Raw genomic sequence first — 20486 nt, 5'->3', positions numbered from 1 at the left:
GGACGGGGCGTCGGCGGGTCAGACCTCCCCGCGCCAGGCGCCGGTCGGTGCGCCGCGGTCCTCGATGAAGTGCTTGAACCGCTTCAGGTCGCCCTTGACCTGGCGGTCGACGAACCCCAGCTTGTCGCCGATGCTCTCCGCCATCCCGTCCGGGTCGAAGTCCATCAGCAGCGTGACCTCGGTGTGGGACGGGTCGATGGGATGGAAGGTCACCAGCCCGGACTGCTCGGTGTCCCCGCCCACGGTCACCCAGGCGACCTTCCTGTCGGGGATCTGCTCGGTGATCTCCGCGTCGAACTCGCGCTCCACTCCGCCGATCTTCGTCACCCAGTGGGTGAGGGTGTCGGTGCGCTGCTCGATCCGCTCCACACCGTCCATGAACTCCGGGAACGTCTCGAACTGCGTCCACTGGTCGTACGCGGCGCGCACCGGGACGTTGACCTCGATCGACTCCTTGACCTGCGACATCCTGATCACTCACTCCTCTCGACGGCCCCCCTCGTCCCCACCCCCTCGCCGCTCGGTTGCCCCGCCTCCGCGCACGCACACCTCGTTCCGCACGACCTCCCGAATTTCCTCTCCGGCACCGGACACACCCATCGGACGCCCTCCCCCCGGCCGACCGAAGGAGACGACGCGCTGCCGCGGCAGTGCGCTCACGGGCCAGTCACCAGGCACGGACGGTCAACTCCGGCCGCAGCAGCGGCCATAGGTTCGGGGCGTGCCGAGCGGGGCGGGATCGACCGCCGCCGGCACGAACCCGGCATCAACCCCCGTCACAGAGGACCCCCATGTTCGACATCACCCAGGTACAGGCCACCCCGAGCGCAGACCTCCTCACCCCCGACAACGCCGTCATGGTCTTCGTCGACCACCAGCCGCAGATGTTCTTCGGCACCGGCAGCGGCGACCGCGCCGCCATCATCAACAGCACCGTGGGCCTGGCCAAGGCGGCCCGGGCCTTCGACGTGCCGACGGTCCTGACGACCGTGGCCGCCGAGTCCTTCTCCGGCCCCCTGCTTCCCCATCTCGCCGCCGTCTTCCCCGACCAGAAGCCCGTCGACCGCACCAGCATGAACGCCTGGGAGGACGAGGCCCTCGTCGAGGCGGTCAAGGCCACCGGCCGCCGGAAGATCGTCCTGTCCGGGCTGTGGACCGAGGTCTGCCTGGTCCTGCCCGCCCTGTCCGCGCTGGCCCAGGGCTACGAGGTCTACGTCGTCACCGACGCCTCCGGCGGCGTCACCCCCGCCGCCCACGAGCACGCCATCGCCCGGATGACGGCCGCCGGCGCCGTTCCGGTGACCTGGGTGCAGGTGCTGCTGGAGCTCCAGCGCGACTGGGCCCGCCAGGAGACGTACGGCGCCGTGATGGAGGTCGTCAAGGAGCACGCGGGCGCCTACGGCCTCGGGGTCGTGTACGCGCAGAGCATCCTCGGCGCGCACGCCGCCGGCTGACCCCCGTGGACACCGGCCTTCTCGTCCTGCGTCTGCTCGTGGGCCTGCTGATCGCCGGCCACGGAGTGCAGAAGATCAGCACGCACCTCGGCGGCCGGGGGCTGGCGGCCGGCTCCGAGGAGTTCCGTGCCGACGGCTTCCGCGGCGGCGCCCTCACCGCGCTCGCGGCGGGCGCCGGACAGATCGGGTCGGGGCTGCTGCTGGCCGCCGGCCTCCTGACGCCCCTCGCCGCGACCGGCGCCATCGGGGTGATGACCGTCGCCCTCACCGTGAAGCGGCCGCACGGCCTGTGGGTCCAGAACGACGGCTACGAATACCCGCTGGTCCTGATCGTCAGCGCCGCCGCGCTCGCCGCAACCGGCCCCGGCGCCTGGTCACTCGACCGTCTGATCGGCCTCACGCCGTACCCGCTGTGGTGGACGGTCCCCGTGCTCGCCGCCGGCATCGGCAGCGGCCTCCTCACCCGGCTCGCCCTGCACCGGCCCGCCTCCTAGTGCTGTGGCCGGGTCCGGCCGCCCGCCCGGCCCCACGACGGCGGCCGGACGCCTCCTCGGCACCTCGCCGCTTCCCCGCACATCCGACCCACTCCCTCCGGAGCACCACCAGATGCACCCCGCACCCGCGGAGTCACCCGCCCACGGCGGCCCACCGCCCCTGCCCCGCAACGGCCCGCAGATCCAGCCCTTCGGCACGCTCAGGCCCCTGCCGCTCGGGCTCGGCGACGACGTCCGCTCACACAGCTGCGACGGGCTCAACCGGCTCCTCGCCGACACCCAGGTCCTCCACTCCCTCTACAAGAAGCACCACTGGCTCGTACACGGGCCCACCTTCCCTTCCCTGCACCTGATGCTCGACCGGCACGCCGGTGAGCAACTCGCCCTCGTCGACGCCCTGGCCGAGCGGATCCAGACCCTCGGCGGCGTCGCCGTGGGCGACCCCCGGCACGTGGCGGAGCTGACCTGCGTACCCCGCCCGCCGGACGGCGTAGAACCGGTACCCGCCATGCTGGCCCGCCTCCTGGACGCCCACGAACGCATCCTCCCGGCGGCCCGCGACGCGGCGGCACGGGCCGCCTCCGCAGGCGACGAGGGAACGGCCGACCTCCTCGTGTCGGGCGTCGTCCGCACCGGCGAAGCCCAGGTGTGGTTCCTGGCAGCCACCCTCGCGGACACCTCCGCCCCGCGGGACTGACCCCGGCGGACGCCCCCGTCCCCATCCGGCGAAACCCGCCGGCCCCACCCACCGTCCGTCCTCCTCCCCCCAGTGGCCGAGGTCGGACCCGCACCGAAGGAACACCCATGCCCTACATCGACGTCGCCGAAGGCACCTCCGCCCCGATCCGCCTCTACTACGAGGACCATGGCGCCGGCCGCCCCGTGGTGCTGATCCACGGCTGGCCCCTCAACGGCGCCTCCTGGGAGAAGCAGACGGCCGCGCTGCTCGCCGCCGGCAACCGCGTCATCACGTACGACCGGCGTGGCTTCGGCCGCTCCGACCAGCCGGCGGACGGGTACGACTACGACACGTTCGCAGCCGACCTGAACGCCGTCCTCACCACCCTGGACCTGCACGACGCCGTGCTCGTCGGCTTCTCCATGGGCAGCGGCGAAGTCACCCGCTACCTCGGCACCTACGGCTCCGAACGGATCGAGAAGGCGGTCGTGATCGGCGTGGTCCCGCCGTTCCTGCTCAAGACCGACGACAACCCGGGCGGCGTCGACGGCAGCGTCTTCAAGGGGATCGAGGAGGCCATCGCCGCCGACCGGTTCGCGTTCATGACCTCGTTCCTCGCGGACTTCTACAACACCGACGTCCTGCCCGAGCGCATCAGCGAGCAGGCCGTCCAGGCCAGTTGGAACGTCGCCGTCGGAGCCTCCGCCAAGGGCACCCTCGACTGCGTCCAGGCCTGGCTGACCGACTTCCGCGCGGACCTGCCGCGGATCGACGTCCCGACCCTGATCATCCACGGCGACGCCGACCGCATCCTGCCCGTCGACGCCACCGCGGTCCCGCTCGCCCAGCTGATCGACGGCGCCGAGCTGACGATCGTGCCCGGCGGCCCGCACGGCCTGCTGTGGACGCACGCCGACGAGGTGAACTCCGCCCTGCTGGCCTTCCTGGACTGACCTGACCGGTCACCCCTGCCGGGCGGGGCCGTCTCCCACCCCCGGAGCCGGCCCCGCCCACCCCGGCACCAGCCGCCTTCCGCCCCGCCGGCCACCGCCCCCACCCCTCTCGGCAGCAAGGAGCCCCCATGCCGCACACCCCCGCCACCGCCCCGGCACCCCCCGTCGCACAACCCGCCGTCCCGGCAGTCCGGATCACCGTCCGCACCCTCCGCGAGGCCCTCGCATGACCCGGCCCACGACGCCTGGCACGCCCGGCCCCGCCATGCCCGTGGCCGGGATCGTCCCGACGGCCCGCACAGGCGGCCCGGCCGCCGCCGACCTCCTGCTGCGCAACGCCAGGATCCACACCGGCGATCCGGCCCGGCCCGCCGCCACCGCCCTGGCCGTCCGCGACGGCCGGATCCTCGCCCTCGGCGACGACCACGACCTGGCCCCCCACACCGGACCGCAGACCAGGGTCGTCGACGCCCTCGGCCGCCGGGTCGTCCCCGGCCTCAACGACTCGCACCTGCACGTCATCCGCGGCGGCCTCAACTACGTCCTGGAACTGCGCTGGGACGGCGTGTCCACCCTGCGCGCCGCGCTGGCGATGCTCCGCGAGCAGGCCGGCCGCACCCCCAAGGGACAGTGGATCCGCGTCGTCGGCGGCTGGACCGCCGAACAGTTCGCCGAACGCCGGATGCCGACCGTCGCCGAACTCAACGCGGCAGCGCCCGACACCCCGGTCTTCGTCCTGCACCTGTACCAGTCGGCCCTGATGAACCGGGCCGCCGTACGGGCTGCCGGCTACCACCGGGGGACCCCCGACCCGCGCGGGGGACAGATCGTCCGCGGCCGCGACGGCGAACCGACCGGAGTGCTGCTCGCGGCGCCCAGCGCCCTGCTCCTCTACTCCACCCTCGCCAAGGCACCCACCCTGGACCCCGACGAAAAGCGGATCTCCACCCGCCACTTCCTGCGCGAACTCAACCGCTTCGGCCTCACCTCGGCCGTCGACGCGGCCGGCGGGTTCCAGAACTTCCCCGACGACTACGCCACGGTCGTCGACCTGGCCCGCTCCGGCGAGCTGTCGCTGCGCATCACCTACCACCTCTTCCCGCAGACCGCCGGACAGGAGCTCGCCGACCTGCGCCGCTGGACACGTACCGCCCGGCCCGGCGACGGCGACGAGTGGCTGCGGCTGGGCGGCGCCGGAGAGAACCTGACCTGGGCGGCGGCCGACTTCGAGAACTTCTCCGAACCGCGGCCCGAACTCGCCCCCGGCTACGAGGCGGAGTTCGAGCAGGCCGTCCGCCTCCTGACCGAGCACGGCTGGGGCTTCCGCCTGCACGCCACCTACGACGAGACGATCCGCCGCGACCTCGCCGTCTTCGAGAAGCTCGCCGCCGAAGGGCTCTTCCCCGCCGGCAGCCGGTGGCTCTTCGACCACGCCGAAACCGTCTCGGACGACAGCCTCGACCGGATCGCCGCCCTCGGCGGCGCCCTGTCCGTACAGAACCGGATGTCCTTCCAGGGCACCGCCTTCCTGGAGCGGTACGGCGCCGAAGCCGCCTCCCGCACCCCGCCCGTCCGCGCCATGCTGGACCGCGGGCTGACCGTCGCCGCCGGCACCGACGCCACCCGCGTCTCCTCGTACAACCCCTGGGTGTCGCTGCACTGGCTGGTCACCGGACGCACCGTGGGCGGCACCGCCCTGTACCCCGCCGCCAACCTCCTCGACCGGCAGACCGCACTGGAGCTGTACACGCGCGGAGGTGCCCGCCTGACCGGCGAGGACGACACCAAGGGCATGCTGCGCGAGGGCTTCCTCGCCGACCTCGCGGTGCTGTCCGCCGACTACTTCACCGTGCCCGAGGCCGCCATCCCCGGCATCGAGTCCGTGCTCACCGTGGTCGGCGGCCGGATCGTCCACGCCGCCGCCGAGTACGAGGGACTCGACGAGCCCCTGCCGCCGGTCGTCCCCGACTGGAGCCCCGTATCCCGTTTCGGCGGCTACCGGTCGGCCGGCGCCCGGCAGGCCGACGCCATGGCCGAGGCGGTCGCCGAGTCCGAGGAGCACCGCCGGTGGCGCGCCGACCGCGGCACCCTCCCGCCGGCCGGGACCGCCGCCGTCGACCCCTGCTTCGCGCACTGACCCGGGAAGGACCCGCACATGAGCACGGAACCCGTCGGCGAGCACGGCGGAAGCGGGCCGGGGCGCCGCTTCGAACCCGACCTGCGCGCCATGACCCGGATCAACCTGCGCCCGATGGCCTCCCCGATGCCGCTGGGCTTCTTCACCGTGGCCATCGCCTCCGTCATGACCGGCTGCCTGCAACTGGGTGTGTTCGACGAAGCCGAGCGGCCCGCGGTCGCCCTCTGCGTCCTGCCGGCGTTCGTCCTCCAGTTCCTGGTGAGCATCCTCGCCTTCGCCGCACGCGACGTCGTCGCGGCCACCCTCATGGGTGTCTTCGCGGGCAGCTGGCTCGCGTACGCCCTGGTCATGGGCGCCGGCGCGGCCGGCGGGACCCGGGTGCTCGGCGTCTTCAACCTGGCCTTCCTGGCCCTCGGCGCGCTCATGGCCGCCGTCACGCGTCCCAAACGCGCGCTGTGGGCCGTCATCGTGGTCTCGCTGCCCCGGTGGGCCGCCACCGGCCTGGGAGGACTGACCGGCGCCGAGGCCCTCACCCGCACCGCCGGCGCCCTCGGCCTGGTGGTGGCCGTCGCGGCGGGCTACGCGGCCTTCGCCCTGATGCTGGAGGACATGCGCAGCGAGGAGGTCCTGCCCATCGGCCGCAGCGGACCGGCCCACCACGCCGTCGAGGGCGACCTCGCCGTCCAACTGCGCAACCTGGAACGGCAGGCCGGAGTACGCCGCACCCTGTGAGCACCGCCGCACCGCCGCACCGCCGCACCGCCGCACCGCGCTCAGGCCCGGCCCCCGTCGGCCCGGGACGCCGCCTGCCACTCCCTGGGCGACATCCCGTACGCGGCGCGGAAGGCGCGGCTGAAATGGGCGGGGCTGACGAACCCCCACCGCTGCGCGACCGCCGACACCGCCGTCGTGGTGCCCGCGCGGCACGCCAGGTCGCGCCGGCACCGGTCCAGCCGTTCCTGCCGGATCCACCGCCCCACGGACGTCCCCTGGGCCTGGAACAGCCGGTGCAGGTAGCGCACCGAAACATGGTGCGCGGCCGCGATCCGCTGAGGGGTGAGGCCGGGGTCCGCCAGGTGCCGCCGGGCGTACGCCTTCACCCGGGCCAGGGTGCCGCCGGCCGCCTCCGGCGCCTGCGGGTCCAACCGGCCCTGGCGCTCCCGGACCAGCACCGCGAGCAGGTCCGCGGCGGTCAGCGCGAGCCGGTGTCCGGTGTCCGGGTCCAGCCCGGACGCCTGCCCGGCCAGCCCGGCCAGGTACCCGGCGAGCACCCCGGCCGTCCCGGAACGGCCGTCGAACAGGGTCCCGGTCACCGACCTGAGGTCGTCGTCCGAGACCCCGATGTCCGCCTTGGGAACGCGGAACGCGGTGAACCGGAAGCCGTCCGGCTGCTCCCGGCGGTACGGCTGGCCGGCGTCCGAGCACGTGAACGTGCCCGGGACGACCAGCGCCTGCCGCCCGTGCTGGGTCAGCCGCGCGGTGCCCGCGTGCTGGAGGGTGAGCGTGACGAACTGCCCACCGCCCTGCGCGATGCGGCGCGGGCTGCGGACGACGGTCTGCGGGCCGGCCCCCACCTCGGATATCTGCAGGCGTCCGACCTGCTCGCTGACGATCGTGCCGACCGCCGGCTCCGGCTCGTGGAGAGTGACGTCCAGTGGGATGAACGTGCCCGACACCAGGCTGTGCCAGTAGTCGGTGCGTTCGGTTGCGGACACGGCTGCGGTGGTGGTGACCAGGGACAACGTGACTCCGGAAGACGGGGCGGGATAGTTCCGCTCCCACTCTCGGAGCACGGCGCGCCCGTGCCATCCGTCAAGTGACTTGCCTCGTGCACGTCACCCCGGCGCCGGGCCGTCGCCCGGCGCCGGAGTCCCCGTCAGCGGCCCGGCTCCGCGTCCTGGTCCACCACGTCACGAAGCTGGCTGCGCGAGGTGACGCCCAGCGCGGGGAAGGCCTGGTAGAGGTGGGTGCCCACGGTGCGGGGGGACAGGAAGAGCCGTTCGCCGATCTCACGGTTCGTCAGCCCCTGGGCGGCCAGTCGGACGATGCGCTGGCGCTGCGGCGTCAGGGACCGCAGCGCGCTGTGCCGCGCCGACTCGACGGTGACGCCGGCTGCCCGCAGCTCCGCTTCGGCCCGTGCGCTCCAGTGGACGGCGCCCAGCCCGTCGAAGATCTCCCGCGCCGTCGTGAGCGCCTCGCGGGCCTCGGCGATCCGGCGCTGCCGGCGCAGCCACTCACCGTGGTCCAGCCAGGTCTGGGCCCGCTCGAAGGGCCACCGCCGTCCAGCGGGATCGCCCAGCGCCGCCGCGAACAGGCCGTCGGCGTCCGCCGGATCGGCCAGCAGGGCGGCTGCCCGGGCCATGGCCTGCCGCAGCCGCGCCGAGGCCCCGTCGCCGACCGCCGATGCCACCCGCGCCAGCACGTCACGGGCCTCGTCGGCGCGGCCGGTCAAGGCGGCCGCGGCGGCGAGGTCGGCGACCGCGTAGCAGGACAGGTGGTGGTGCAGCGGGGCGCCCGTGGCGTCGAAGAGGGCGCGCAGGTGCCGGTGCGCGGCGGCGTGGTCGCCGAGGGCCGTCGCCGCCAGGCCCGCGGCACGGCGGGCCCGTACCACGGTCCCCAGGACCCCGGCCGGTTCGGTCACGGCCAGCGCCGTGGCCGCGTGCCGCAGTGCCCTCCCGGGCTCGCCGGTGAGGGCGTCCAGGGTGGCCAGGACCGCCACCGCCCGCACGGAGCCGAGAGTGCGGTCGCCCTCCGCGAACCGGGCGGCGAGCCGCCCGGCACCGAGCCGGGCGTCCGCCCACCTGCCGCCGTCCAGGTTCGCCCAGGCCAGGTCGGCGGCCGTCATCCCGGCGTGGAAGGTGTCCGCGTCCTCCCACTGCGGGTTCACCAGCTCGCCGAGCAGACTGACCGCCGTTTCGGTCTCGTCGAGGACCAGCGCCAGCACGCCGAGGGTGTGCAGCTCGGTGGGGATCCGGCCGGGGGCAGCGGCGAGGGCGGGCAGCCGGTCGCGTATCGGGGCGCCGTGGCGGAACGGATCGGTCACTCCGAGGTCCCACAGATGGAACGGGTGGTCGGCGACCGCCTGGCCGTCGCGCAGCGCCAGCAGGGTCTGCAGCCGGTCCCGCTGGGCGGGGGAGCCCGAGTGGTAGGCGATGCCGGTGGCGATGGTGGACACACCGGCCCCGATCGCCGCCGGATGCATCAGCCCGTCCGAGTCGACCAGCGCGAAGGCTCGGTCCATGCGCATCGCCAGCATGGCGACGAGCCCGCTCAGCCCCGAGATCCACCCCGTGGCCGCCGGATCGCGGTTGGTTTCGATCGCTCTCGAAGCGTGCGCTTCCGCCTGCTCGAGGTCGCCCGCCAGGACCGAGGCGTACGCGGCCGTCGCGAGGCGGCGGGTCCGGTCCGCCGGGTCCGTGCTCAGCTCCGCGGCCCGCTCCAGGCCGGCGACCGCCTCCGCCATCGCACCGCGTGCCACCGCCCGCAGCGCGGTGCTCTCCAGAGCCTCCGCCACCGACGCGTCGGGGGCCACCGTGGCCGCGGACAGCTGCCAGGCCCTCCGGTCGGGGTCGTCCACGAGCGCGTCGGCCAGCGCCAGATGGGCGCGCCGGCGTACGGCGAAGGGGGCGGCGCCGTAGACGGCGGACCGGATCAGCGGGTGGCGGAAGTCGATGCGGTCCGCGTGCAGGCGGACCAGTCCCGCCTGCTCCGCCGGCTGCCAGACCTCGACGTCCGTGCCGGCCGGCAGCGCGGCCATGACGGCCCCCAGGGCGGCGCCCTCCGCCGCCGCCGCGAACAGCAGCGCCTCCCGGGACGCCGCCGGCAGCGCATCCACCTGGTCGGCGAAGGTGCGCTCCAGCAGGTCGGTGACGGGGAGGTGGCCCGTCACGGGCAGGCCGCCGTCACTCGCCGCCTGCCGGGCGAGTTCGACGAGGGCGAGGGGATTGCCGGCTGCGGTGTCGAGCACCCGGCGACGGGCCGGGCCGGTCAGAGTTCCGGGCTGCGCGCTCAGGAGCTTTGCCGCGTCGGCCGGCGGGAGGGCCTGGACCACCAGTTCCGCAACGGCACGGTCGAGCCAGTCGGGGCGACGGGTGCCGCGGGCCGCGACGAGCAGCCCGATGGGCTCGCCGGCCAGGCGCCGCGCGAGGAAGCCCAGCACCTGGCAACTGCCGCGGTCGAGCCACTGGACGTCGTCGGCCACGATCAGCAGCCGGCGGGCGGAGGCGAGCTGCGAGGCGAGGGTCAGCACCGCCAGGCTCGTCATCATCAGGTCCGGCGGCGCCTGGTCGTCACCCAGACCGAACGCGCCCAGCAGGGCGTCCCGCTGCCGCACCGGCAGCCCCTGCGTGCCGTCGAGCACCGGCAGCAGGAGTTGGTGCAGCCCGGCGAAGGCGAGTTCGCTCTCGGCCGCGTTCCCCCGCACCCGCAGGACCCGGGTACCGTCGGCCTCGGCCTCCTCGGCCGCAGCGTCGAGCAGCGCGGTCTTCCCCACACCGGGATCCCCGAGCAGCAGCAACGAGGCAGCGGGAACGCTGGGCGCGAGGGCTTCGGCAAGGGCCGCCCGCTCTTTCTGACGACCGATCAACTCACTGCTCCTGAAGCCGCCCTGTACGACGGAACGCCGTTCTCCGCCGACGCGCCGCAAAGAGAAGATCATAACGGGCTGTGCGTACAGGTGCCCTTGCAGGCGCCCCTCTGCGGCGGGTGCCGGCGACGGCGAACACGGAGACGAGCACGCGGAACGCCCTCACGTGTTCGCCGGCGCCCTTCATGGAGGGGAGGAGTCGATCCTCGGTGCGGCTGACATGCGCCGGTGGTTCCACGGACTCACAGGTCCCGGACGATGTCGTCTATCCGGCCGTTGCCCCGCTCCCATCCCGAGCCGCCGTCTTCGAGCAGCATGATCCTGCGGATCTGTTCGGGTGTCAGGCCACGGTCGTGGAGCGCGAAGACCTGCTCGCGCCAGGCGATGGATGTGGCCCCGCCCTCGATGTTCCAGTGCGCCTCCAGCGCCCGCTCGGCCAGCTGCTGCGCCTGGGCCAGCGCGGCGTCGGCACGCGCGAGGCTCTCCCGGGAAGCCCGCTGAGCCTGCGCCATCGCCCGGTCGGCCTTCCGGAGACTGCGGTAGGCGACGACCACCGCGATGAGGTTCCCCGACAACCCGACCCCCAGCGCGACGAAGTCCGAACCATCCATCTGCGGCCCCCCACCCGTTGTCCCCGACATCCGCGAAACCGCTACCCCGGAACTCCCGCCCCAACCGGGTGAATCCTGCTCAGTCCGCCTCCTCCCCGCCCCGGCAGCCCACCGCCGTCCGCCTGGCCCACGTGACCGCCCCGCGCGTCCCCGTCGGCCGCCGCCCGGACCACCACCGGACACCAGCCGCCCCACGCCCGTCCGCAGCCCGCCGCCCGCAGCCGGCAGCCCGCCCCTCCCGTGCCGCACGCGCCAGGGAGGGGGTGGTTGAACGCGTTCAGAAATGACGGCGTAGCGTACGTCCCATGAGCGAGCGCAACGCCCTTCTGCGGCGCATCCGTGCCTGGCTGACCCTGTTCACGGTCTGCCTGGTCCTCAGCGGACTGACGGCCTTCCCCCTCGTCACCGAACTCCACTGGGCCGACTCCCTGCTGGACAACGACTGGATCCACCGGGTCCGCACCGGCCTCGACCGGGCGGACGCCTCGTACCCGTTCCTCCTCTACGGCACCGACTGGCTGGCCTTCGCGCACCTCGTCATCGCCGTCTTCTTCCACGGCGTGCGCCGCGACCCGGTGCGCAACATCTGGATCGTCGAAGCCGGGATGATCGCCTGTGCGGGGATCGTGCCCCTGGCCCTGATCTGCGGTCCGATCCGGGGGATCCCCTTCTGGTGGTCGGTCATCGACATCTCCTTCGGGGTGTTCGGCGTGATCCCGCTCCTGCTGCTGCGCCGCCTGATCAAGCGCCTGGAGGCCCTGGAGGCCCTGGAGGCCCTGGAGGCCCCGGAGGCCCCGGAGGCCCCGGAGGCCCTGGAACCCGGCCGGGGCGGGGAGGCCGCCGGAGCACCCCGCGGCCCGGTGCCGGCCGGGCACTGAACCGGGCGGGGCCGGAGGCCCGGGCTCCGCTCCCGAGGCGCGGCCGGTCACTGGTGAACGCCGCGGGCGGCGGTTACCTTGGCGCCCGTTCCGTACCGCTCGTACCGAAGGACCCACCATGCAGAACCGCTTACCCGTACTCGCCCGCGCCCGCGCCGCGTGGGTGATAACCCTGCTCCTGGCCACGGTCGCCGCCCTGCTCACGAGTGCCCCGGCCGGCGCCCGGGCGGCGGGCCCGCCGGCCGTCCCCGTGCTCTCGTGGGGACCCTGCGCCGGCTCCGCCGACGGCTTCGAGTGCGCGACCGCCCGCGTCCCGCTGGACCACCGCGATCCCGACGGGCGCACCCTGCAGATCGCGGTGACCCGCAAGCAGGCGACCGTCCCGGCGCGCCGCACGGGCGTCCTGGTGCTGCACCCCGGCGGGCCCGGCAACTCCGGCGTGGACTTCGCCCGCAGCAGCTACGCCGCCCTGCCCGCCGCGCTCCGCGAAGGCTTCGACGTCGTCGGCTACGACATGCGCGGCGTCGGCCGCAGCGGACAGGTCGAGTGCTGGAACGACCAGGAGTACGCCGCCGCCGTCGACGCCGCCCGCGGCGTCCCGGGCCCGGGCGCCCTGCAGGACGCGATCCGGCAGGGCCGCGAGTTCGGTGCGGCCTGCCTCGAACGGGCCGGCGACCTGGTGCCGTTCATCGGTACGGCCTCCAACGCCCGCGACCTCGACCTGCTGCGGCAGGCACTCGGCGAGGAGCAGCTGACGTTCTACGGGCGCTCCTTCGGCAGCTACGTCGGCACGGTCTACGCCGCCCTGTTCCCCTCCCGGGTCCGCGCCATGGTCCTGGACGGCGGGTACGACCCGCACCGCTACGCCGACCTGCCGTACGCCTACGACGGGCCGCAGTTCGCCGCCCTGGACGCCGCCGTCGGGCGGTTCCTGGACTGGTGCGCGGCGAACGCCGCCGCGTGCGGGTTCGGCGACGGCCGCCCGCGCGAGGCGTTCGAGGACCTCAAGCGGGCCCTGGACGTCGACCCGGTCGTCACCGCGAGCGGACGCCCGGCGACCGGCTACACCCTCGCCTACCGCCTGATGTTCAACATCAACTCGGGCAAGCGGATCTGGCCCGCACTGGGGCAGGCGCTGCGGGCGGCCCAGGCGCGGCAGACGTCGTTCCTGCTGAACCCGCCGTCGCCGGCGTCGTTCGACTTCCTGAACGTCAACCTGGCCGTCGAATGCGCCGACCGCGCCTACCCGGCCTCGCCCCTGCTGCTCGGCCCGCTGGTCACCGCCCACGCCACGACGTCGCCCCTCCTCGGCCCGGCCATCGGCTTCGGCCCCCCGACGTACGACCACAACCACGCGCCGGCGTGCGCGCAGTGGCCCGCTCCGCGCCCGAGCCGCTACGAGGGCTCGTACCGGGCGGCCGGCTCCGCCCCGATCCTGGTGCTCGGCACGACCGGCGACCCGGACACTCCGTACCGCGACTCCGTGGCGCTGTCCCGCACCCTGGAGAACGGCCGGCTGGTCACCTTCGCCGCCGAAGGCCACACCGCCTACAACCGCAGCGCCTGCATCAGCACCCTCGTCAACGACTATCTCGCGAACCTGACCCTGCCGGCGGCAGGCACCGTCTGCGCGGACGAAGCCCCCGCCGTGGCCCCGACAGCCGCCCGCCGCACGGAGCCCAAGGGCGTCGACGAGACCCGCGACACGCTCCCCACCCTCCGCTGACCCCGGACGGGGCCGCAGCCGACCTCCGGCCACGGCCCCGCCCGGCGGCGGCGTGCGCGGCGACGGCCGCCGGCCCGCCGATCTCCGAAGCCTGCGAGGACTCCGTCTCCCGGCCGCCTGCTGCGCAGACCAGAGCCTGGAAGACATCTTCCGCCGGCCCGGCACCGGCACCAGCCTCGCGCCATGAGCCTCTCGCTCGCGCTGAACCTGCTCGCCGTTCTCGTAGCGCTGGCGGCGCTGGGCACGTCGGTGGCCGTCGCCCAGCGTCAGCTGCGGCTCGCGCAGAACTCCAACGTGCTTCCCATCGTCATCGAGCTGTTCTGGGAGACACGTGAAGCCGAATTCTCACAGGCGATCGCGTACATCAGCACTCGGCTGCGAGCCGAGCACTCACCCGAGGACGGATACCGGAGGTTGCCCCCCGAGCCGTTGCGCCATATACGCCGGGTGAGTCTGTTCTATGACGATGTGGGCAAGCTCGTGGCCCACGGGGTGGTGGACGAGGAACTGGTCATCGGTTCGTACGGACTGAACATTGTCTCCATGTGGAGGGTCTTGGCCCCCTACATCTACCGGGAGCGCGCGCTCACGACACCCGCGATGCTCTATTTCGAGCACCTTGCCGCAAGGGCCAGGGCCCGCCCCATGGCGTCGGTACATGCGTCGATGGGCCTCCAGCACGACCCGCCGGCGCGCGAAGACGGCCCACCGGCGGCCCCGTGACTCCGAGACCTGGAGCGCGCGGGCACGGGACGCGCCCCAGTGCCGGGCGGCCGGCCGGTACGCGGACATCCGATCCCGATCGGCGGCAACCTCCGGCCGGGCCGGACGTCTCCGAGAACGGAGCCGCCCCTTCCGAAGGCCGGGCCCTGCGCACCCGGCACCTGGCCCTGCGGCAGCAGCTCGCCGCCTCGGGGCGCGGGGCGCTCGCAGGCGCGTTCCGCGACGCGGCCCCCGGCAGGCCGCGGCGCGTCGACTTCCGGCGCCACGTGGCCATGGACCGGGTCGGCACCATGGGCCACTCCCGCGGTGGTGCCGGCGTGCCCTGGCAGGCGTCCGACCGCCACGCGGCCCAGTGGCCGCCGGGGCCAAGGTCGGCGCGGTCCTGGCTCGCCCCCTTCAACACCCGCTGGTCGCCGCAGAGCCGGGAGGTAGCCGCCGGTGACGACGCCACCCACGACCCCGCCCGCCCCGGCCAGTACACCGACCCCGGCGGCACCGCCTACGCCCCCCAGCTGACCGAGGCCGCCCAGCGGACGGCGGCTGCGGTGTACATCGTGGCCTTCTTCCCCCGCCAGCTCGCGGGCGGGCGAGAAGCATTCTGATCCCGTCCTGACAGGCAAGCGCCGGCCGGTGTACGGCGGGGCGAGTGTCGCCGGCGCCGATCACCGTGCGCTTCATGCCAGCCTGGCGCGATTGTGCCGCAACGCCCGCCGGAGCCATCAGGCCAAGTCGCGCCGGGCCCGATTCCCCGCCGATTTCGCTGCAGCCATTTCCGGAGGTCCCGATTTCCGGAATGGACGCGCCCCGCAAAGCGCGGCTTCGATAAGGCACTCGAGCCGCAAGGGCGGTGAAGTCGACCAGGTGACAGGGGAGTTGTGATGGCTGGGCGTTCACGGCAGTTCAGCAGGCGTCAGGTGCTCGCCTCGTTGGCCGGGGTGGCGGCCGGCTGCGCCCTGCCGAACTGCACGGTCCTCACCCGTCCCGCGTACGCGGCGAGCGGGACGGCCGGGGCACCGGTGCCCGAGGGGTCCGGTCTGCCGGACACCGACCGCGGCAAGGTCGTCTGGGCGCACAGGAAGGGCGGCCGGGCCGTCCGCGCCGCCGCGGCCGCAGCCCTGGTGGGCAGCGCGGCGGACGTGCGGACGTTCCTCGACGAGAAGCTGCCCGCGGCCCGCGCCGAGGACAACAGGTTCACGCTCACCCGCTCCCTCGTCACGGCCGGCCGGGCCACGCGTGAGGGTATCGGCGTGGCCCTCTCCGGTGGAACGGCCGCTGTCGAGGCCTTCCTCAAGGGCGGCTTCCGTACCGCGGTGCGCGAGGACCTCGAAGTCGCCGTGACCACGGTCATGGCCCGCGGGGGACACGCCGTCAAGCGTGCGGCCTCCGCCGCATTGCAGGCCGACTCGGACTTCGCACTGCGCGCCTTCCTCAGCGGTGGACGGTTCACCGCTCAGGAGGAGGACGACCGGGTACGCGTGACGTCCGTCCTCGTGACGGCGTCCCCGCAGGTGCGGGAGTACGCGCAACGGGCACTCGACGACGGGACACCGCGGGCCATCCAGTGGTTCCTGGAGACGGGCCAGTTCATCGCCCGGGCGCGGGACGAAGAGAAGGCGACGATCCAGCAGCTGGTCAAGGTCGTGGAGGCGGAGGGGCTGCGCGCCGGCCGGAAGACCGATGAGGCCGTGGAGATGGCCCAGCAGGCGGTCAAGGCGTCGGAGCGGGCCAAGGAGGCCGCGCTGGAGGCCAGGGCCGAGGCCGAGGCCGCCGAACAGGACGTCCAGCGCTCGGCCAAGGCGGCGAACAAGGCCGCGCAGGCGGCCAGGGGCGCGGCCGCGGCCGCGACGACCGCCGTCTCGGCGTCGCGCACGGCGCAGGCCGCCGCACAGCGTTCGGTCGCGGCCTCGCAGGCCGCGGCCGCGGCGGCCGCAGCGGCAGGCCGCGCCGCGACCGCCGCGTACGCAGCCTCGATCGCCGCCTCGAAGGACATGGCCCTGGCGGGCGCGGCCCGGGCGGCGGCGCAGGCCGCCACGGCGATGGTGCAGCTCGTCCGCAGCGTGGCGCAGAAGGCCGACCTGGCCGCCCAGTCCGCCGTGGCGGCCGCCTCCGCAGGCGATGCCGCGGCCGGCGCGGCAGCCAACGCCGCTGCCGCCGCCCGCGCTTCGGCCGACGCGGCCACGGCCTCCGGTGCCGCCCAGTCCGAGGCCGCAGTGGCGCAGCGGGAAGCCGCCGTGGCCGAGGCGGCCGCGGCCAGGGCGACGCAGGCGGCGAGCGCGTCGAGGAACCTCGCCGGACAGGCGGCCGCCGCCGCCCGCACGGCACGGGACGCGGCCAACAGTGCGGCCGGCCATGCCGAGAGGGCGGCCGCGGCCGCCGTGGAGGCGGCCGACCATGCAGGCCAGGCGGTGGACTACGCCAACCGGTCGACGGCCGCCGCCGGCGCGGCCGTCGAGGCCGCGGACAAGGCCGCCGACGCCGTCGCCCGGGCCACCGAGGTCGAGCAGGCGGCGCGCGAGGCCGAGACCGCCACGCTGGCCCAGGAGACGGCGGAGGCGATCGAACAGGCGCGGGCCGACGCGAAGGCGGAGACGGACCACCTCGAACGGCTCGACCGGGAGCGGACGCAGGAAGCACGCCTGGACGCGGAGCTGCTCGCGCTCATCGGCTCCGCCGAGTCGGCGCTGCGGGACGGCAGGACCGCGGAAGCCGTGACGGCCGGCCGCACGGCAGCCGTCCGGCTCATCGGCCGGGCGGGTACGTGGTCCCGGACGGCCGCGGAGTACGCGCTGGCCGGCTCGGACGAGGACGTCGCCCACTGGATCGACGCTGACCGCACCATCGCCCTGCGGCAGGACAACACCGAGAACGCCGCCGCGACGGCGGCGGTTTCGACGCAGAAGGTGGCCCTGGCCGCCGCCGAGGCGCTGAAGACCGGGGACGCCGCGAAGATCAGGACTTTCCTTGAGACGGGGGCGATCGAGGCCGCCAAGGAGGACAACCGCGTCGAGGTGACCACGCTCCTGGCCGACGACGCCACCGGCCCCGCGGTACGACGCGCAGCCGAGGCCGCGCTGGACAAGGGCACCGCCCAGGCCCTCCACTCCTTCCTGCACGTCGAGCGGGCCGCGGCCGTCCGCGAGGACGACCGCGTGAAGGCCACCACCCTCCTGGCCACCGGCGGCCCCTACGTCAAGGCGGCCGCCCAGGTCGCCCTCGAAGGCGACACGCCCTCGCTGCGCCGGTTCATCGCCGGCACGCAGTACGAGTTCGCGCGGCTCGACCACGACCACGCCACGCACATCAGCGCGATCCGCGCGATGATCGCCGGCGCGGCCAAGGTCGCCCGGGAAGCGCAGGAGAACGCGGCACGCGCATCCGAGGCGGCGGCCCTCGCACGCAACGCCGCCGAGAAGGCGGCCGAGTGGGCCGAACTCGCCAGGGGCTACGCGGCCGACGCCAGGCAGTCCGGCGACGAAGCACGCAGGAACGCCGAAGCCGCCGAACGGTCCGCAACCGCCGCCGCCCAGTCCGCCGAGACCGCCCGCCGGGCTGCCGCTGCCGCCCGTACGTCGGGCAACGTGGCGCGCCAGGCGGCGAGCCGGGCCGTCCAGTCGGCCGGCGTCGCCGCCGACTACGCCTCCCGGGCCGCCGTCTCGGCCGTGGCCGCCCGGCTGGCGGCGTTCGCGGCGGGCATGAACGCCGCCGCGGCCGCCCGGGCCGCGTCCGAAGCCAAGGACCTCGTCATCGAGGCGGCGCAGCGCGAGGCCGCCAACAACGCGCTGAAGAACGCGACCGTTCCCATCAAGCCCCAGGAAGACGGCCTCCCGTCCGGCGCCGAGAGCTGCCTGACGCCGTTCGGCCGGCCGATCGAGTCCGACAACAACACCAGCCCGTGGGAGCTGGGCGTGGACTGGCTCACCGGAACCGGCCCCAAGTCACAGTGCTTCGGCCCGGACGACCCGTTCACCACCCTCTACCGCGACCACGCGTACACGAAGTACGTCATCGCCTACTTCGCCGCCCGCACCCGCAGCGGGGACTACGAGCTGGGCCGCACCTACGCATACGACTACGGTCTCGGCGGCTTCGACGGCGTCCTGAACTACTCGTGGGATTACGGGGCGATCGCCACCGGCGGTCTCACCGGAAACCTTGCGTACGCGTTCCTGGGCTCGCACCTCGTCAGGATGACCCCCATCCACAAGAACGACGACGGCTCCGTCGTGTGGCGCTACACCGTGTTCAACGTGTCGAGCGTCGAGTCCGCGACCCACGTCCCCGTCATCGGGTACACGGATGTGTGGAAAAAGACCGTCGGTTCGGCCATGAACAAACTCTTCGGCGGCTCCGGGCCGATGTCCCCCAAGACGCAGGTCATCGAGTTCAACGTCACGCTGGGGCCGTGACGCGCCACGGAACACACAAAGGACCCCAACCACCAGCGGCAGCCGCGCAATTCCCCTGCCGACTCCCTATGAACGTCGACGACCCGAGGACTGTGATGAAGCGACGCAACGCATGGGTACGCGCTCTGGCCGTGGCGACCGTGGCCGGCGCCCTGGCATGGACCGTGACGACCGCAGGGCAGCCCTCCCACGCCACCGCCACCGAACCCGTCGCCGATGCGGGACCCGGATACGCCATCGAGGACTACGGCTACCCGAACGCCGACAGGATCCTGGCGGAACAGGGCATCCTCCTCAAGCGCGGCGACGGCCACATCACGCTCGCGGACTGCGCGAGCGAGCCGAACCTCCTGCGCTTCCTCGCCCGCGGCCGGGCGGACGTGTGCTTCAAGGTCACCGGCACCAAGGGCTACCTCGCCCTGGAACTCCCGTCCGTCCACGGGGTGCGGACCAGCGACGTCACCACCACCCACCTCGAAATGACCGCCGAGGACGACCGGACCACCTACGACATCCCCGCGAAGACCTGGGAAGGAGTCGGCGAGTCCACCGACGGCCGCGAACACGTACTGGTCGAAATCCGAACGACCAGATAGCGGAAGCGCCTTACACCGCGGGACCGCCTTTCCCCGCGGGACCGCACGGCACCACCGATCCGTGCATGCCGACCCGAGTCCCGCGGGTCCCGTCGCCGAACCCCCGTCCCCAGAGGAAGCCGCACATGTCTGCACTCAGTCCGCGCACTGCGCGGATATCAGGCCTGTTCGTGACCGCCGCCGCGGTCGTCGCAGGCCTCGTTCCTGCCGGCTCCGCCCGAGCCGTCTCCGGCGCGGAGGCGCCGGCCGGCGGGCACCCCTCCGTCGTCAGGCTGAGCATCGGTGACGAGCCGAACAGCCGGGCGTGCACCGGCTCGCTCGTCGAGGACTCCTGGGTCCTGACCGCCTCGAGCTGCTTCGCCGCGACGGCCGGTTCCGTCGTACCGGCGGGTGCGCCCGCCCTGAAGTCCACCGCGACCCTCTCCGACGGCAAGCGCATCGAGGTCGCCGAGCTCGTGCCGCGGGCCGACCGGGACGTCGTCCTGGCGCGCCTCGCCGCTCCCGCCGCCGGCATCGCGGGCGTCCGGCAGGCGGGCTCCACCCCGTCGGCGGGCGCCGATCTGAGAGCGGTGGGCTTCGGCCGCACCAGGACCACATGGGTGCCCGACGCTCCCCACACCGGTGCCTTCACCCTGAACGGCTCCGATGCCACCACGCTCACCATCACGGGCAAGGGCACCGATGCCCTCTGCAAGGGCGACACCGGCGGCCCCCTGCTGAATGCGGCGAATGAGCTGGTCGGCGTCAACAGCCGTTCCTGGCAGGGCGGCTGCCTGGGCACGGCCCCGACCGAAGCCCGTACCGGCGCCGTGTCCAGCCGCACGGACGACCTCGCCGGCTGGATCGGCGAGACGACGCGACGCCCGACCGTGCAGCGGGACCTGAACGGCGACGGCCGTTCCGACGCCGTGATGGTCTACCACCACGCGAACAGCTCCATCGGCTTCTACGGGTCCCTCGGGAAGGCGGACGGCGGCTTCGGTGACTTCACCGCCGGGTACACGGTTCCAGCGGGCAGCTGGGACCGCAGCGCGATGAAGCTCGTCACGGGTGACTTCAACGGCGACCGTCGCAGCGACATCGGCATGATGTACCGGCACGCGGACGGCTCGATCAAGATGTACACCGGCCTCGCGGACGCCGCGGGCCGCACCCAGGAGTTCACCAGCAGCTATGGGGTCCCTGCGGCAGCCGGTTGGGTGTGGAATGCCATCGAGTTGTATTCCGGTGATGTGAACGGGGAC

17 protein-coding genes are annotated in these 20486 nt (G+C 73.9%); 13 read left to right on the top strand and 4 right to left on the bottom strand.

Annotated elements, in window-relative coordinates:
• Positions 1-18: 18 nt before the first annotated feature.
• Positions 19-468: an SRPBCC family protein gene (locus LG634_RS28850; RefSeq protein ID WP_226737922.1), complete on the bottom strand. Its 450-nt coding sequence runs from the start codon at positions 466-468 to the stop codon at positions 19-21.
• A gap of 323 nt (positions 469-791) precedes the next feature.
• On the opposite strand from LG634_RS28850, the gene LG634_RS28845 reads away from it, so the two are divergent.
• The 6 genes from LG634_RS28845 (at position 792) to LG634_RS28820 (ending at position 6449) form a co-directional block, all read left to right on the top strand.
• Positions 792-1454 (top strand): hydrolase, encoded by a 663-nt coding sequence (locus LG634_RS28845; RefSeq protein ID WP_226737920.1) that lies wholly within the window; start codon positions 792-794, stop codon positions 1452-1454.
• Between the two features lie 5 nt (positions 1455-1459).
• Entirely contained in the window at positions 1460-1948 is a 489-nt protein-coding gene (locus tag LG634_RS28840; protein ID WP_226737918.1) for a DoxX family protein, read from the top strand.
• A 112-nt stretch (positions 1949-2060) separates the two neighbouring features.
• Positions 2061-2645: a Dps family protein gene (locus LG634_RS28835; RefSeq protein ID WP_226737916.1), complete on the top strand. Its 585-nt coding sequence runs from the start codon at positions 2061-2063 to the stop codon at positions 2643-2645.
• Between the two features lie 107 nt (positions 2646-2752).
• On the top strand, positions 2753-3580 hold the full coding sequence (locus LG634_RS28830) for an alpha/beta fold hydrolase (protein WP_226737914.1): 828 nt from the start codon (positions 2753-2755) through the stop codon (positions 3578-3580).
• Positions 3581-3806: 226 nt separating this feature from the next.
• The gene (locus LG634_RS28825; RefSeq protein ID WP_372482512.1) at positions 3807-5717 is read left to right on the top strand and encodes an amidohydrolase; all 1911 of its coding nucleotides are present in this window, start codon (positions 3807-3809) and stop codon (positions 5715-5717) included.
• Positions 5718-5735: 18 nt separating this feature from the next.
• A complete protein-coding gene (locus LG634_RS28820) occupies positions 5736-6449 on the top strand; it encodes a GPR1/FUN34/YaaH family transporter (protein WP_226737912.1) in 714 nt (237 codons plus the stop codon).
• A 41-nt stretch (positions 6450-6490) separates the two neighbouring features.
• On the opposite strand, the gene LG634_RS28815 is transcribed toward LG634_RS28820, so the two are convergent.
• The 3 genes from LG634_RS28815 to LG634_RS28805 all read right to left on the bottom strand — a co-directional run bounded on the left by LG634_RS28815 (position 6491) and on the right by LG634_RS28805 (position 10913).
• Positions 6491-7459: a helix-turn-helix domain-containing protein gene (locus LG634_RS28815; protein WP_226737910.1), complete on the bottom strand. Its 969-nt coding sequence runs from the start codon at positions 7457-7459 to the stop codon at positions 6491-6493.
• 134 nt (positions 7460-7593) lie between these two features.
• Positions 7594-10302 carry a helix-turn-helix transcriptional regulator gene (locus LG634_RS28810; protein WP_264203728.1) on the bottom strand — a complete coding sequence of 903 codons (2709 nt, stop codon included), beginning with the start codon at positions 10300-10302 and terminating at the stop codon, positions 7594-7596.
• Positions 10303-10544: 242 nt separating this feature from the next.
• Complete coding sequence (locus LG634_RS28805) at positions 10545-10913, bottom strand: hypothetical protein (protein ID WP_226737906.1); 369 nt, start codon at positions 10911-10913, stop codon at positions 10545-10547.
• A 305-nt stretch (positions 10914-11218) separates the two neighbouring features.
• Here LG634_RS28805 and LG634_RS28800 point away from each other — a divergent pair, with 305 nt between their 5' ends.
• The 7 genes from LG634_RS28800 to LG634_RS28760 form a co-directional block, all read left to right on the top strand.
• Positions 11219-11791 carry a hypothetical protein gene (locus LG634_RS28800; RefSeq protein WP_226737904.1) on the top strand — a complete coding sequence of 191 codons (573 nt, stop codon included), beginning with the start codon at positions 11219-11221 and terminating at the stop codon, positions 11789-11791.
• Positions 11792-11909: 118 nt separating this feature from the next.
• Entirely contained in the window at positions 11910-13517 is a 1608-nt protein-coding gene (locus tag LG634_RS28795; RefSeq protein ID WP_226737902.1) for an alpha/beta hydrolase, read from the top strand.
• A gap of 183 nt (positions 13518-13700) precedes the next feature.
• The gene (locus tag LG634_RS28790; protein ID WP_226737900.1) at positions 13701-14240 is read left to right on the top strand and encodes a DUF4760 domain-containing protein; all 540 of its coding nucleotides are present in this window, start codon (positions 13701-13703) and stop codon (positions 14238-14240) included.
• On the top strand, positions 14237-14842 hold the full coding sequence (locus LG634_RS28785; RefSeq protein WP_226737898.1) for a hypothetical protein: 606 nt from the start codon (positions 14237-14239) through the stop codon (positions 14840-14842). The genes LG634_RS28790 and LG634_RS28785 overlap by 4 nt, the downstream gene beginning before the upstream one ends.
• 276 nt (positions 14843-15118) lie before the next feature.
• Positions 15119-18646: an ALF repeat-containing protein gene (locus LG634_RS38005; protein ID WP_264203727.1), complete on the top strand. Its 3528-nt coding sequence runs from the start codon at positions 15119-15121 to the stop codon at positions 18644-18646.
• 95 nt (positions 18647-18741) lie between these two features.
• Entirely contained in the window at positions 18742-19242 is a 501-nt protein-coding gene (locus tag LG634_RS28765; protein ID WP_226737896.1) for a hypothetical protein, read from the top strand.
• Positions 19243-19367: 125 nt separating this feature from the next.
• Positions 19368-20486 (top strand): trypsin-like serine protease (locus tag LG634_RS28760; RefSeq protein WP_226737894.1); only part of this gene is annotated, 1119 nt, incomplete at its 3' end.

The organism is Streptomyces bambusae (genome assembly GCF_020532645.1).
In the GTDB taxonomy this organism is placed as follows: Bacteria; Actinomycetota; Actinomycetes; order Streptomycetales; family Streptomycetaceae; genus Streptomyces; species Streptomyces bambusae.
Note: the sequence above shows the minus strand (reverse complement) of the source record. Positions and strands in the feature narration are given on the sequence as shown.